The organism is Streptomyces sp. NPDC058052 (assembly GCF_042885515.1).
Taxonomy (GTDB): domain Bacteria; phylum Actinomycetota; class Actinomycetes; order Streptomycetales; family Streptomycetaceae; genus Streptomyces.
In genome coordinates, this window is sequence record NZ_JBHVRX010000003.1 from 180,043 (window position 1) to 193,379 (window position 13,337).

Sequence of the window (13,337 nt, forward strand, 5' to 3'; positions counted from 1 at the left end):
CGGCGCCGTTCCCCTACTTGGTGGCGCCCTGCGCGAAGCCGTTGTAGATCCACCGCTGGAGCAGCAGGAAGACCGCCAGCGTCGGCAGGATGACGAGGATCGCGCCGGCGGAGATGGCTTCCCAGTGCGCCCCGAAGGGGCCCTTGAAGCGGAAGAGTGCCGTGGAGATCGTCCCCAGGTCCTCGGAGTGCAGGTAGAGGAAGGGGATGTAGAAGTCGTTGTAGGTGGTGATCCCCTTGATGATGACGACGGTGGCGATCGCGGGCTTGAGCAGCGGGAAGATGATCCGCCGGTAGATGGTGAAGGCGTTGGCGCCGTCGAGGCGGGCGGCCTCGTCGAGGGAGACCGGGATGCCGCGGATGAACTGCAGGAAGATGTAGACGGAGACGATGTCGGTGCCCATGTAGAGGAGGATCGGCGCCCAGCGGGTGTCGATCAGGCCGAAGCCGTTGATCACCTGGAAGGTCGCGACCTGGGTGGTCACTCCGGGCACGAGCGTGGCGATCAGGAAGCCGGCCATGACGAGCTTCCTGCCGCGGAAGTCGAAGCGGTCGACGGCGTAGGCGGTCATCGAGCCGATGACCACCGTCCCGCCGATCGAGAAGACCAGGATGAACCCGGTGTTCCCGAACGCCGTCAGCATCTTGCCGTCGACGAACGCCGTGACGTAGTTGTCGAGGTTGAACCAGTTGCCCGGCAGCGAGAGCGCGCCGCCGTTCCCCACCTCCTCGGAGGTCTTGAGCGAGGTCAGGAGGACGACCGCGAGCGGGAGCAGCACAACCGCGGACGCCACGAGGAGCGACAGATGGATCAGCACGCCGCCGGCGGTCGGGCGGCGGCGCGAGGCACGGGGCCGTCGCGGGGTGGCGGTGAGGTCGGGGGAGGTCATACGAGGTCCACCTTGTCGTCGGGCACGAGCCGGCGCTGGATCCAGGTGATCAGCAGGATGAGCAGGAGCAGCACCACGGCCGCGGCCGAGGCGAGGCCGGTCTTGTTGAACTGGAAGGCGAGCTTGATCGTCTGGATGACGAAGGTCGAGGTGCCGGTCGCGCCGCCGGTCATGATGTAGGGGATCTCGAAGACCGAGAGGGACCCCGAGACCGCCAGGATGACGCTGAGGCTGATGACGGGCTTGATGCTGGGGGCGATGATGTGCCGGAACCGCTGCCACTTCCCGGCCCCGTCCAGTTCGGCCGCCTCGTACAGCTCGCCGGGGATGGACTGGATGGCGCCGAGGAAGAGGACGAAGTTCAGTCCGGTGAAACGCCAGACGGAGACGCCCGCGAGGGAGACGTTGGCGGAGGCCGGGTCGCCGAGCCACGCGTGGTCGGTGGTCACGCCGAGCCAGGCCAGCACCGCGTCGAGGGTGCCGCCGTCCTGGAAGAAGTACAGGAAGACGAAGCCGATCGCGACGCCGTTGACGAGGTAGGGGAAGAAGAGGATCCCCTTGAAGAAGTTCCGGAACCGCACGTCGAAGCTGAGGATCACCGCGAAGTAGAGGGCCACGGCGATCTGCACGACGGAAGCGGCGAGGTAGTACCCGCTGACGAAGAAGACCCGGAACAGCTCGGGGCGGGTGAAGATCCGTACGTAGTTGTCGAGGCCGACGTACTCCCGGTCCGGGCTGACGCCGTCCCAGTCGGTGAAGCTGTACGAGACCATGCTCGCGACGGGGACGTACGTGAACGTGATCAGCAGCGCCAGGGGCCCGGCGAGGAAGAGCCAGGGGGTGACCCGGCGGAGCGGCGAACTCCGCCAGGACCGGGGGGCCGTGGCGCCGGAGGGCCGGCGCCGGAAGCGCGGCGGCCCGTCGCCCCGCGCCTTCTCCGGGGCGGGGGTCCGCGGCCCGGCGGCGGTGCTCCCCCGTGCGGTGTGGGTCGTGTCTGTCTCGGTCATGTCGGCCTTTCGTGTCCGCCGTGTCGCCATGTCGCCGTGCCCGCCTGCCTGCCGTGACCGCCGTGTCCGCCGTCCTGCGTGTCCGCCGTCCTGCCGTGTCCGTCGTGGCCACGGCCTGTCGTGGCCGCCGGCCTGTCGTGGCCGCCGGCGCCGACGGCGGTCCCGTCCGCGTACCTGTCGCGTCCGCGTACGTTTCGCGTCCGCGTACCTGTCGTGTCCGCGTACCTGTCGCGTCCGCCGTATCCCGGCGCGGTCCCGGTTCCTGGTGCGGGGCGCGGGGTGCGGGGCGCGGGGTGCGGAGGTGGGGAGTGCTCAGTGCGGGGTGGGGGGGTGCTGGGTGCGGGAGCGGGTCCAGGGGCCCCGGCCGGTGTCGTGCGGCCGGGGCCACCTCCGCCGGGCGTCAGCCGCCGGCGGTCTTCGCCGCCTCGTCCCACCTCTTGTCCAGGTCGGCGAAGAAGTCGTCGAGGCTGCCCTTCTGGGCGCCCCGGGCGGTGTCGATCAGCTTCTGGCGGTAGTCGGGCTTGTTGAGGCCGATCTCGGCGGCCTCGTCGATGTCGTTGACGGCCGCGGTCTTCGCCTCGGAGCGGTCGAAGAACGTGACATCGTTGTCAACGAAGTCCTTGAGCGTGTCGGGCATGGGGGCGGACTTGACCGCGGAGACGACACCCTCCTTCGCGGCGAAGCCGGACTTCTCGGTGAACCAGTCGATCCAGGCGCGCGCGGCGGGCTTGTCGTGGGAGTGGAGGCTTACGGCCTGCTGGTAGTCGGAGACCAGGGCCGCGCAGTGCTTCCCGCCCTTCTGCACGGGGAACGGCATGAAGCCGATGTCGGACGGATCGCCGCCGGCCTTCTTCGCCGCATCCTGCATCTGCGTGATCGACCAGGAGCCCAGCATCATCGTGGCGATCTCGCCCTCGCCGAGGAGCGCCTTGGACGTCTCCCAGTTGGTGGTCGCCGGGTCCTTCTCCGACAGGCCCCGCTTCACGATGTCGTGGATCAGGGTGTCGACGGTACGGAGTTCGCTCCCGGCCTTCCAGGGCGAGACCGGGCCCGCGAGCGCGTTGCCGGCCTGGGCGTCGCAGCCCACGACACCGAGGTTGCCGGTCCACTGGACCAGCGGCCAGCCGTCCTTGAAGTTGGTGTAGTAGGGGACGGCGCCGGTCTTCTCCCCGATCGCCTCCAGGCCGGCCAGGAACTCCTCCGGGGTCTTCGGCCACGCGGTGACGCCCGCCTCCTTCCACAGCTTCTTGTTGTAGACGAAGCCGTTGGCGGTGCCGAACTGGGCGATGCCGTAGACCTTGCCGTCCACCTCGGTCTTGTCGCCGAAGCGGTACTTCGACAGCTCGGCGGTGGTGCCGAGGGGGGCGAAGAACTTCGGGTAGTCGTTCTTGGCCACGGCGCCGGGGATGAAGAGCACGTCACCGTACTCCTCGGTGTTCATGCGGATCTTCACCTCCCCCTCGTAGTCGGTGATGCCGTCGAAGGTCACCTGCACCTCGGGGTAGACCTTGTTGAACTCGGCCGCGTACTGCTTCAGCACGCCGTTCTGCACCAGGTCGGTCCGCTGGGTGAGGACCTTGATCCTGCCCGAGACCTCCTTCGGGTCGGACGGAGGAGCGGCCACCTCGCCGGTGGCGCCGCCCCCTCCGCCGCCGCACGCCGACAGGGCCAGCATCGCGGCGGCCACCAGCGCTCCCGAGAGCGCCGTCGTCTTCTTGTTCCCCATGGCCCAACTCCTTCAAAGTCACGGCTCAGGTCATCGGTGGGATGTCGGCACTATGTCAGGCTGTGGTGAACCGGTAAAGTGCTGATTTCCAGCGCGATGCACAATCGTTACCGCGGGCCGCCGAAAGTCCCGAACGAGGCGATCTGCGCAGCGTGTCGGCGACACTCCGTGAAAGGCGAGGTCACTTCACCGGTTCATGGACAGTTCAGCGACCGGACGGCTAGCTTGTCGCTCCGGGACCGCGCCGCCCGGCGCGGCGGACGCACCGCGCCCGCCCCCGGACCGGCCGCCCACCGCGCCCGGCCGCACCCGGCCACGCCGACCCCACCTCCCCACACCGCCCCTCTGCCAGGCGATTGGAGCCGCACACCATGAAGGAAGTCTTTCCGCTGCACGACGGCTGGAGTCTGCGCCACGGGGACGCGCTGCTCCCCGCCCGCGTCCCCGGCTGCGTCCACACCGACCTGCTCGACGCCGGCGTCCTCCCCGACCCCTCCCTCGGCCTGAACGAGACCGGGATCGCCTGGGTGGGCCGCCGGGCGTGGTCGTACGTCGCCGCACCCGCCCTCCACGACGGCGGACACGAACGGTCCGACCTGGTCTTCGAAGGTCTCGACACCGCCGCCGAGGTCCTCGTCGGCGGGGAGTCGCTCGGCACGACCCGGAACATGCACCGCGTCCACCGCTTCGACGTGACGGGCAGGACCGGCCCCCTGGAGGTGCGCTTCGACTCGGCGTACGACGAGGCCGAGCGGGTCCGCGCGCTCACCGGCGACCGGCCCAACGTGTATCCCGAACCCTTCCAGTACGTACGGAAGATGGCCTGCTCCTTCGGATGGGACTGGGGTCCGACCGTCGTGACCGCCGGCATGTGGCGGCCGGTCCGGATCGAGCGCTGGTCCACCGCCCGCCTCGCCGAGGTGCGCCCGCTCGTCACCGTGGACGGCACGACCGGCCGGGTCGAACTGCGCGTCCGCGCCGAGCGGACCGCCGGCGGCGCGGGCCGGCGGCTCCTCCTCCGCGCCACCATGGCGGGCGGCGCCGCCGAGACGGTCTTCGAGGGCGAGGAGGCGGTGCTCCGGCTCTCCGTGCCGGACGCCGATCTGTGGTGGCCGCGCGGATACGGCGCGCAGCCGCTGTACGGGCTCGACGTGGCGCTCCTCGACGAGGACGGGGCCCCGCTCGACGCGTGGTCGCGGCGGATCGGCTTCCGCACGGTGACCGTGGACCGCTCGGCGGACGAGCACGGCACCGGCTTCACGTTCGTCGTCAACGGCGTGCGGATCTTCGCGCGCGGGGTCAACTGGATCCCCGACGACGTCCTGCCGTCCCGGGTCACGCCCGAGCGCTACCGCACCCGCCTCACCCAGGCCGCCGAGGCCCACGTCGACCTCGTCAGGATCTGGGGCGGCGGGATCTACGAGGACGACGCCTTCTACGACGTCTGCGACGAGCTGGGCCTGATGGTCTGGCAGGACTTCCTCTTCGCCTGCGCCGCCTACCCCGAGGAGCAGCCGCTGCGCGGAGAAGTGGAGGCAGAGGCGCGCGACAACGTTGTCCGCCTGATGTCGCACGCCAGCCTCGTCCTCTGGAACGGCAACAACGAGAACCTGTGGGGCTTCCGCGACTGGGACTGGGAGACCCCCCTCGCCGGCGACTCCTGGGGCGAGGGCTACTACCTCGGCGTCCTGCCCCGGATCGTCGCCGAACTCGACCCCACCCGCCCCTACACCGCCGGCAGCCCCTGGTCCGGCTCCTGGGACCACCACCCGAACGACCCCCGGCACGGCACCCACCATTCGTGGGAGGTCTGGAACCGGCGGGACTACGCCGCATACCGGGCCGACGTGCCCCGGTTCTGCGCCGAGTTCGGCTGGCAGGCACCGCCCGCGCTCGCGACGCTCCGGCGCGCCCTGCCCGGCGAGGAGCTGGCCCCCGACTCCCCCGGCATGCTGCACCACCAGAAGGCCGAGGACGGCAACGGCAAGCTCGACCGCGGCATCGAGCGCCACTTCGGCCTGCCCTCCGGGGACTTCGACCGCTGGCACTACCTCGCGCAGGTCGTGCAGGCGCGCGCCGTCGCGGCCGGCATCGAGCACTGGCGCTCCCACTGGCCGGTCTGCGCGGGCACGGTCGTGTGGCAGCTCAACGACTGCTGGCCGGTGAGCTCCTGGGCCGCCATCGACGGCGACGGCCACCTCAAGCCGCTCTACCACGAGCTGCGCCGCGTCTACGCCGACCGCCTCCTCAGCCTCGTCCCCGCCGAGGACGGCCCCGTGCTCGCCCTCGACAACCAGTCCGGCACGACGTGGCGCACCACCGTCACCCTGCGCCGCCTCGGCGCGGACGGCAGCGTGCTGCGGGAGGCCGCGCTGGACCTGGAGGCGGCGGCCCGGACGGTCGTACGGCTGGTCGTCCCGGCCTCGCTGCTCCCGGACGCCGGCTCGGCGAAGGAGCTCCTGGTCGCCGACGCGGACGGCCTGCGGGCGGTCCATCTGCCGGTGTACGAGAAGGAGTTCGCCTATCCGGCTCCGCGCTACGACCTGCGCGTCGAACCGGCCGGGGACGGCGCCTCGGTCGTCGTGGTCACGGCCCGGACCCTGATCCGGGACCTCCTCCTCCAGGCCGACCGGCTGGCCCCGGCGGCGACCGCCGACCACGGGCTGGTCACGCTGCTGCCGGGCGAGGAGGTCCGGATCGGGGTGCGCGGCTGGACCGGCGACGACCTGGAGGCCGTACGGGCGGCCCTGTTCAGCGTGGGAGCGGCGTGAGCGCCGTTCCGCGCGTACCGGCCCCGGGCGGAGGCCGGCCCGGGTCCGGCCCCGGGCCGGCGTCCGGCCCCGAGGTGGTGCCCGGTCCCGAGGTGGTGTCCGGTCCCGGGCCGGTATTGGGCCCCGAGGTGGTGTCCGGTCCCGGGCCGGTGCCGGATCGCGGGGCGGTGCCGGATCGCGGGGCGGTGCCGGATCGTGGCCTGACACGGGATGCGGGGGGCGGACCGGACGCGGGGCGGGGACCGGCGCCGGGGGCCGGTCCCCTGCCCCGGGTGCCCGCGCCGCGCGTCACGATCAACGACGTGGCGGCGCGGGCCGGGGTCTCCAAGGGCGCCGTGTCGATGGCGTTCAACAACCGGCCGGGGGTCGCCCGGACCACCCGGGAGCGGATCTTCACCGCCGCCCGGGAGCTGGGCTGGACGCCGAACCAGACGGCGCGGAGCCTGTCGAGCCGGCGGGTCGGCATCGTCGGCCTGGCGATCTGCCGGCCGGCCCGGCTGCTGGGCCTCGAACCGTTCTACATGGAGTTCATCTCGGGCATCGAGGACGTCCTCGCCGGGCGCTCGTGCTCCCTGTTGCTCCGGCTCGTCCGCGACCTGGACGAGGAGACGGCGCTGTACGAGGAGTGGTGGCGCAGCCGGACGGTCGGCGGGGCGATCCTGGTGGACTTCCACCGGGACGACCCGCGGATCCGGCCGCTGCGGGCGCTCGGGATGCCGGCGGTGGCCGTCGGACATCCGTCGCTGACGGGAGGCTTCCCCTCGGTGTGGACCGACGACGCCTCGGCGGCCGCGGAGGCGGTGCGGTATCTGGCGGCGCTCGGGCACCGGCGGATCGCCCGCGTCGGCGGCCCCTCGGGGCTCGGCCACAGCACCATCCGGGCCGCCGCGTTCGAGGCGACCATGGCCGAACTGGGCCTGAACGGGCGCCGGCAGGTGGCGACCGGCTTCGTGGGCGAGGAGGGCGCGCGGGCCACGCGCCGTCTGCTGCTCTCCCCCGACCGGCCCACGGCGATCGTGTACGACAACGACATCATGGCGGTGGCGGGGGCGGCGGTCGCCTCCGAGATGGGCCTGTCCGTCCCCGACGACGTCTCGCTCCTGGCCTGGGACGACTCGCAGTTGTGCCGGCTGACGCATCCGCCGCTATCGGCGATGAGCCATGACGTGCACCACTTCGGGGAGGAGGTGGCCCGCACCCTGTTCGGCGTGATCGAGGGCACCCACAAGGGAGCCCGCCAGGTCCCGACCCCGTCCCTGACGCCCCGCGGCTCGACGGGCCCGCCGCGGCGGGCCTGACGGATCGCCGTACGACGGAAGGCCGCACCCCGGGCCGGGGTGCGGCCTTCCGTCCGTCCCGACGGCGGGGCGGAGGCGTCCGCGGGTGCGGGGAGAACCCCGCCGCCCGGCCCGTACTGCTGCGGCTCGTGCCGGACGGCGGGGGAATCGGGGCCCGCGGGCGGGCCGGCGCGGAAGGCGCGTGAGGATGCGTCAGGAGAGCCCGGGTCACGCATTCTTCGGCGTATTTCGCCGCGGGCCGCGCGGCCGGGGGCGGAGGGCTGCCGCGAACACGCCCGAGAGGCGCCGCATAACCGGTTAAGGGGTGAGCGTCACGCGCCCGCGCGCGATTCCGACGGTCGCGCGGAAGGCCGTCCCCTCGCCGCCGAGGACGGCGTCGGCGCCGGCCGGCAGATAGCCGGAGTCCCCCGGGCCGAGCACGACCGTCGCGCCGCCGGACGTGCCGCCGCCCGTGCGGACCTCCACCCGCCCCTCCGTGCAGAGCACGATCTGCGGTGCGTCGAGGGCGAGCGGGAAGGGCGGGAGACCCGGGTGCGGGCGCAGCCGCGACAGCCGGAAGTCGTCGACGGGGGCCGGGTACACCTCCTCGCCGCCGGGGCCGGGGCACGGGGTGACGATCCGGGCCGGAGGGGCGGCGAACCGCACGACCCTCAGCAGTTCGTCCACGTCGACGTGCTTGCCGGTGAGCCCGCAGCGCAGCACGTTGTCCGAGCCCGCCATGATCTCGACCCCGAGGCCGGAGAGGTACGCGTGCGGGATGCCGGCGCCGAGGAACAGCGCCTGGCCCGGGGCGAGTTCGACGTACCGCAGCAGGAGTGCGGCGAGGACGCCGGCGTCACCGGGGTGGGCGCGGGCGACGTCCCGGTACGCGGCGAGGTCGGTGGCGTACGGCCCTCCGGGCGTCCCGAGCGCGGCGACGACGGCGTCGAGCAGCCCCGCGGGCGGGCGCAGGAAGGCGCCGAACACCGCGGCGAGCGCCTCCGCCCCGGTCCCGCTCCCGCTCCCGGTCCGCAGCGTGGCGGCGTGCGGCCGCAGCGCGGGCACGCCGAGGGAGTCGAGCAGCCCGGCGCACTCCCCCGGGTCCCGGAAGCCGCAGAGCCCCCGGAACTCCGTGAGCGCCACGATCATCTCGGGCTTGTGCTGGTCGTCGCGGTACGTCCGGTGCGGCGCGTCCGCCGGGATGCCGAGCGCGTCCTCCCGGGCGTACCCGGCCTGGGCCTGGGCGAGGTCGGGATGCACCTGGAGGGACAACGGCGCGTCGGCGGCCAGCAGTTTCAGCAGGAACGGCAGCCGGGCCCCGAACCGCCGCAGCACTCCCGCCCCCAGCTCCCCCTCCGGGTCGCCCGCGACGACCCGGTCGAGCGGTACGACGTCCCCGCCCCGCCGGATCCGCGAGGGCGCCGCCGGGTGCGCCCCCATCCACACCTCGGCCTGCGGCGCACCGGTGGGCGGCACCCCCCTGAGGGCGGGGAGGAGCGTGGTGGAGCCCCACGCGTAGGGCTGGACGGTGTTGAGGAGCGGATCCACGGTGCCTCTTCGGGATGCGGGTGGACGGCGGGAGGGGAGAGGGGGCTGAGGGGGACAGACGGAAGCGAGGGGAGGGAGAGGGGAGGGAGAGGGGACGGAGGGTGGGAAGCGGGTCCGGGCGAGGGTCAGGCGCGACGGTGGCGCAGGGGCGCGACGGGGTGCTCGCCGGTCTCCGCGGCGATCGCCGCCGCGCCGATCAGGCCCGCGTCCAGGGCGAGCGCGGCGGGGAGCACGCGGACGTTCCGGGTGAAGTCGAGGACGGCGTACGAGGCGAGGTGCCGGCGGAGCGGTGCGAGGAGGATGTCGCCCGACTGGGCCACTCCTCCGCCGATGACCACGAGGTCGAGTTCGACGAGGGCGGCGGTCGCGGCGACGGCCGCCGCGAGGGCGCGGGCGGCCCGGTCGAAGGCGGCGAGGGCCCGGGGGTCCCCGGCGCGGGCGGCGGTCTCGACCTCGCGGGCGGTGGCGGGGGCACCGGGCGGGGGCGTCCAGCCGGACTCCAGGGCGTGGGCGGCGATCGCCGTGCCGCTGGCGAAGCGCTCGACGCAGCCGCGGGCGCCGCAGGGACAGAGGGGACCGTTCTGGTCGACGGTGATGTGGCCGATGTGGCCGGCGTTCCCCGTCGTGCCCGGGTGGACCGCGCCGCCGAGGACGAGACCGCCGCCGACGCCGGTCGAGACGACCATGCAGAGGGCGTTGGCGGCGCCCCGGGCCGCGCCCAGCCAGTGCTCGGCGGCCGTCATCGCGACCGCGTCGCCGACGAGGACGGGCCGGATGCCCGCCGGGACCGCCGGGTGGGTCCGTACCCGCTCCACGAGGGGGAAGGCGCGCCAGGCCGGGATGTTGACCGGGCTGACGGTGCCGGCGACGGTGTCCACGGGTCCGGCGCTGCCGATGCCGAGGCAGGAGAGGCCGGCCCAGGCGGGGTGCGCCGCCAGCTCGCCGACGACCTCGGCGACGGCGTCCATCAGGACCTCCGCCGTGTCCCGGGCCGGTGTCGGCCGCTGGGCGCGCGCGACGAGCCGCCCGCTCGCGTCCACGAGCGCCCCGGCGATCTTCGTGCCTCCGACGTCGAGCGCGCCGTACACCATCACGTCCCACCTCTCCCTCACGGCCGTGCGGCCGGGTTTCACTGGACACACCCTCTGACAACGTTGTCGACCTTGTCCAGTCGGCCTCTCCGGTTCAGCAAACGTTCAGCAAAGCGGCCGCTACGCCTCGCGGCGCCGGACCATCTCGGTGATCCAGGCGGGGGCGTAGGGGGACGTGCAGCCCGGGGAGGCCGGGTAGTCCTTGAGGACCTCCAGGCGTTCGCCGATCGCGAGGGCCCGGGCGCGATGGCCGGGGTGCTCGATGCCGATCTGGGCGAGGCAGTGGTTCATCGCCCACTGGAGCCGGTCGGGGGCGTCCTTCATCTCCGCCTCGACGGTGTCGAGGAGGGCGTCGAGGTCCAGGCCGTCGGGGCGCTTCGCGACCCGCTCCGTGGTGAGGGCCCAGCCGGCGCTCGCCACGACGGGGTCCGGGTCCGTGAGCCAGCCGCGGCGCAGCTCCTCGGCGTGCGGGCTCTTCTTGACCACGTAGGCGACGAGCCAGTCGTGGACCTTGGGGGTGCGGGCCTCGCGGAGCATCGCGTCGAGTTCGTCGCGCTCGAACGACCTGGGGCGGCAGACCAGCGTGGCGAGGAGCCGGGCGGCGGTGTCGCCGCTCGCCCACAGCCGGCGGGCCGGCTCGTGCTGGGTCTTGAGCCGCTTGGCGACCGCGCGCAGCTGGGAGAGGTTGACGCCGTGGTCGTCGCCGTGGCGCTCGTTGACCTCGCGCGTCCGGGGGTTCTCCAGCGCGGCCAGCTCGGCCAGCACCTCGTCCACCGTCGTGTCGCCCATCCGGCCCTCCCGCTCCCTCGCGCGTCCGCGTGCCAGCCTACGTCGCCCGGGTCCCGACGGCTGGAGGAGGCCGTTCCGGGTAGACGCCGTGCGTGAACATCCAGGGAGCCGGAAGGCGGCGAGGACGATGCGCGAGCACCTTCGGAACGGGGCGGCCGACCCGCGTACCGGCTGCCGGTCCGGGCTCACGGACGAGGAGTTCCGCACGCTGATGCGGGAGGCCAGGTCCCTGGCGCGGCGCGGCTTCCTGGGCCGGCCCCCGCCGGACGAGAACGACCTCGTGTTCCGCGCCCAGCACGCCGAGTTCGGCGCCGCGGCCCACTGAGCGGCCGGACCCCGGCGGCTCCGGTGAGCACCGAGCCCGACCCGCCCGCCTCCGGAATCACCACCGGCGGAATCACCACCGGCCGGCTCCGCCCACGCGTCCACCGGCGTCCGCGTCCACCGGCGTCGGAAGGCCGACGCCGGCCGGCCCCGTTCCCGCGGCGCCCCCGCCCGGCCGTCAGCGCGTCCCGTAGCGGGCCGGGGCCGTCACGGGAGTCGTGGGGGCGGTGGTCTCCCGGTGGCCGTCGAGGGGGAGGCGGTAGAGGGCGAAGGCGTGGTCGATCACGGGCTGGGCCACGTTCCTGACGCGGACCCCGCCCGCCGTCATGCCGTGCTCGGTGCCCAGATGGGCGTGGCCGTGGACCGCGAGGTCGGCGCCCTGGGCGTCGATGGCCTCGGCGAGGAGGTAGCTGCCGAGGAAGGGGTAGATCTCCAGGGGTTCGCCCGCCAGGGTGTCGGGCACCGGGGAGAAGTGCGTGAGGGCGATGCGGACGGCGCAGCCGTGCCCGGCCAGTTCGGCGAGCGCGCGGGCCAGTCGTTCCGCGCTCCGCCGGGTCGTCCGGACGAACGCCTTCATCTCGGGCTCCCCGAACTCGCCCGCGCTGCGCCCGACGAACCCGCCGCAGAAGCCCTTCGTCCCGGCGACGCCGACCTTGTGGCCGGCGACGGGCAGGACGGTGCTCTCGCCCTCCAGGACCTGCACCCCGGCGTCGCGGAGCACCCGGGTGACCTCGTCCGGCTCGTCGGCGTGGTGGTCGTGGTTGCCGAGGACGGCGACGACGGGGACGCCGAGGGAGGCGACCTCGCCGGCCACCACCTGGGCCTCGGCCGCGTAGCCGTGCCGGGTCAGGTCGCCGGCGAGCAGCAGCAGGTCGGCGCAGTCGGGCAGGGTCTCGAAGGCGGGGCGGAGGAGGCCCGCGCAGTCCTCGCCGAGGTGGATGTCGCCGACCGCGGCGACACGGACGGCGGCCTGCCGGCCGGCGCGTTCCGGTCCGAGGAGGTTCATGGCAGCTCCTCCCCGTGGTCCGGCGCGTCACGGCCGGCGACGGCGACCTCCGTGCGCACCACGCACCCGCTGAGGGTGGTGCGGGCGAGCTCCAGGATCTCGTCGCGGCGGGTGGCGTTGGGCACGGTCCCGCTGAGCAGGACGACGCCGCCGCGCCGCTCCACCCGTACGCCGAGCTCGGCCTGGCCGTCGACCGCGAGCCGCTCCCGCAGCAGGGCGATGCGGTAGTCGTCCGCGTACGGCTCCGTCCGGTCAGTCACGGCCGTCCGCCCCCTCCTCTTCCGCCGGCGGGGTGTGCGGGAGGACGCCGAGAAGGCGGAGCAGGTAGAGGAAGGCCACCGCCATCGGACGGTCGCGGGTCTCCTCGCGGACCCGGTCCCAGTCGACGCGCTCGCGCAGGCCGCGGGCGACCGGCAGCAGGGCGCCGTAGTCGCAGTGGTGCTCGGAGAGCGCCGCGAGGCGGCCGGTCATGAGGTCGGTGGGGTCGATCACCGGCAGGTGGACGGAGTCGACGGGGAGGGTCCAGGCCCGGTCGAGGAGCTCCCTGGTGACGGCCCGTCCGGCGAGGGCGAAGATCAGGTCGATCTGCTCGCCGCCGCTGCGGGCCTTGACCAGCCAGTCCTCGGGCGGATCGACGATCCGGACGCCGCGCTCGCGCAGCAGCCGGACGACCGTCTCGGAGTCCTCCGCGCGCAGCGCGAAGTCGGTGTCGTGCTGGAGCCGGACCGGGATGCCGTACGCGTACGCGGCGACGCTGCCGACGAGGGCGAACGGGCAGCCGGAGTTCTTCAGGACGGCGCCGACCTCCTTGGTGACCTCCAGGATGGCCTGGGTGTGGTCGGGCGGCAGCAGGTCCGTGCCGCGGCCGCCTCCCCCGGCGTCCTCCCTGGTGTGGGTGGCGTGTGCCAT

12 protein-coding genes are annotated in these 13,337 nt (G+C 73.7%); 3 read left to right on the top strand and 9 right to left on the bottom strand.

Annotated features, from left to right (window positions below; translation table 11 throughout):
* Positions 1 to 13: 13 nt before the first annotated feature.
* The 3 genes from ACFVU3_RS05550 to ACFVU3_RS05560 all read right to left on the bottom strand — a co-directional run bounded on the left by ACFVU3_RS05550 (position 14) and on the right by ACFVU3_RS05560 (position 3,622).
* Complete coding sequence (locus ACFVU3_RS05550; protein WP_390063913.1) at positions 14 to 889, bottom strand: carbohydrate ABC transporter permease; 876 nt, start codon at positions 887 to 889, stop codon at positions 14 to 16.
* Positions 886 to 1,896 carry a carbohydrate ABC transporter permease gene (locus ACFVU3_RS05555; RefSeq protein WP_390063915.1) on the bottom strand — a complete coding sequence of 337 codons (1,011 nt, stop codon included), beginning with the start codon at positions 1,894 to 1,896 and terminating at the stop codon, positions 886 to 888. The genes ACFVU3_RS05550 and ACFVU3_RS05555 overlap by 4 nt, the downstream gene beginning before the upstream one ends.
* Positions 1,897 to 2,296: 400 nt before the next feature.
* Positions 2,297 to 3,622, bottom strand: coding sequence for an ABC transporter substrate-binding protein (locus tag ACFVU3_RS05560; protein ID WP_390063917.1), 1,326 nt, complete (start codon positions 3,620 to 3,622; stop codon positions 2,297 to 2,299).
* A gap of 371 nt (positions 3,623 to 3,993) precedes the next feature.
* Between ACFVU3_RS05560 and ACFVU3_RS05565 the strand changes: the two genes are divergently transcribed.
* Complete coding sequence (locus ACFVU3_RS05565; protein WP_390063919.1) at positions 3,994 to 6,393, top strand: glycoside hydrolase family 2 protein; 2,400 nt, start codon at positions 3,994 to 3,996, stop codon at positions 6,391 to 6,393.
* 272 nt (positions 6,394 to 6,665) lie between these two features.
* On the top strand, positions 6,666 to 7,691 hold the full coding sequence (locus ACFVU3_RS05570; RefSeq protein ID WP_390063921.1) for a LacI family DNA-binding transcriptional regulator: 1,026 nt from the start codon (positions 6,666 to 6,668) through the stop codon (positions 7,689 to 7,691).
* Between the two features lie 297 nt (positions 7,692 to 7,988).
* On the opposite strand, the gene manA is transcribed toward ACFVU3_RS05570, so the two are convergent.
* The 3 genes from manA to ACFVU3_RS05585 all read right to left on the bottom strand — a co-directional run bounded on the left by manA (position 7,989) and on the right by ACFVU3_RS05585 (position 11,098).
* The gene (gene manA / locus ACFVU3_RS05575) at positions 7,989 to 9,218 is read right to left on the bottom strand and encodes a mannose-6-phosphate isomerase, class I (RefSeq protein WP_390063923.1); all 1,230 of its coding nucleotides are present in this window, start codon (positions 9,216 to 9,218) and stop codon (positions 7,989 to 7,991) included.
* Positions 9,219 to 9,343: 125 nt separating this feature from the next.
* Positions 9,344 to 10,309 carry an ROK family protein gene (locus ACFVU3_RS05580; RefSeq protein WP_390064302.1) on the bottom strand — a complete coding sequence of 322 codons (966 nt, stop codon included), beginning with the start codon at positions 10,307 to 10,309 and terminating at the stop codon, positions 9,344 to 9,346.
* Positions 10,310 to 10,429: 120 nt separating this feature from the next.
* Positions 10,430 to 11,098 (bottom strand): DNA alkylation repair protein, encoded by a 669-nt coding sequence (locus tag ACFVU3_RS05585; protein WP_390063925.1) that lies wholly within the window; start codon positions 11,096 to 11,098, stop codon positions 10,430 to 10,432.
* Between the two features lie 127 nt (positions 11,099 to 11,225).
* On the opposite strand from ACFVU3_RS05585, the gene ACFVU3_RS05590 reads away from it, so the two are divergent.
* Positions 11,226 to 11,423 (top strand): hypothetical protein, encoded by a 198-nt coding sequence (locus tag ACFVU3_RS05590; protein WP_390063927.1) that lies wholly within the window; start codon positions 11,226 to 11,228, stop codon positions 11,421 to 11,423.
* 177 nt (positions 11,424 to 11,600) lie between these two features.
* Here ACFVU3_RS05590 and ACFVU3_RS05595 read toward each other — a convergent pair whose 3' ends face one another.
* The 3 genes from ACFVU3_RS05595 to ACFVU3_RS05605 are packed head-to-tail and all read right to left on the bottom strand — an operon-like array spanning position 11,601 to position 13,337.
* Positions 11,601 to 12,428, bottom strand: coding sequence for a metallophosphoesterase (locus ACFVU3_RS05595; RefSeq protein WP_390063929.1), 828 nt, complete (start codon positions 12,426 to 12,428; stop codon positions 11,601 to 11,603).
* Positions 12,425 to 12,688, bottom strand: coding sequence for a BON domain-containing protein (locus ACFVU3_RS05600; RefSeq protein WP_390063930.1), 264 nt, complete (start codon positions 12,686 to 12,688; stop codon positions 12,425 to 12,427). The genes ACFVU3_RS05595 and ACFVU3_RS05600 overlap by 4 nt, the downstream gene beginning before the upstream one ends.
* A complete protein-coding gene (locus ACFVU3_RS05605; protein WP_390063932.1) occupies positions 12,681 to 13,337 on the bottom strand; it encodes a nucleotidyltransferase family protein in 657 nt (218 codons plus the stop codon). Before ACFVU3_RS05605 ends, ACFVU3_RS05600 begins: the two co-directional genes overlap by 8 nt.

Excerpts from the sequence above, each read along its gene's own strand:
- ACFVU3_RS05555 (WP_390063915.1), bottom strand. The coding sequence starts at position 1,896 with ATGACCGAGACAGACACGACCCACACCGCACGGGGGAGCACCGCCGCC.
- ACFVU3_RS05560 (WP_390063917.1), bottom strand. The coding sequence starts at position 3,622 with ATGGGGAACAAGAAGACGACGGCGCTCTCGGGAGCGCTGGTGGCCGCC.
- ACFVU3_RS05585 (WP_390063925.1), bottom strand. The coding sequence starts at position 11,098 with ATGGGCGACACGACGGTGGACGAGGTGCTGGCCGAGCTGGCCGCGCTG.
- ACFVU3_RS05590 (WP_390063927.1), top strand. The coding sequence starts at position 11,226 with ATGCGCGAGCACCTTCGGAACGGGGCGGCCGACCCGCGTACCGGCTGC.
- ACFVU3_RS05565 (WP_390063919.1), top strand. The coding sequence starts at position 3,994 with ATGAAGGAAGTCTTTCCGCTGCACGACGGCTGGAGTCTGCGCCACGGG.
- ACFVU3_RS05550 (WP_390063913.1), bottom strand. The coding sequence starts at position 889 with ATGACCTCCCCCGACCTCACCGCCACCCCGCGACGGCCCCGTGCCTCG.
- ACFVU3_RS05595 (WP_390063929.1), bottom strand. The coding sequence starts at position 12,428 with ATGAACCTCCTCGGACCGGAACGCGCCGGCCGGCAGGCCGCCGTCCGT.
- ACFVU3_RS05580 (WP_390064302.1), bottom strand. The coding sequence starts at position 10,309 with ATGGTGTACGGCGCGCTCGACGTCGGAGGCACGAAGATCGCCGGGGCG.
- ACFVU3_RS05605 (WP_390063932.1), bottom strand. The coding sequence starts at position 13,337 with ATGGCACACGCCACCCACACCAGGGAGGACGCCGGGGGAGGCGGCCGC.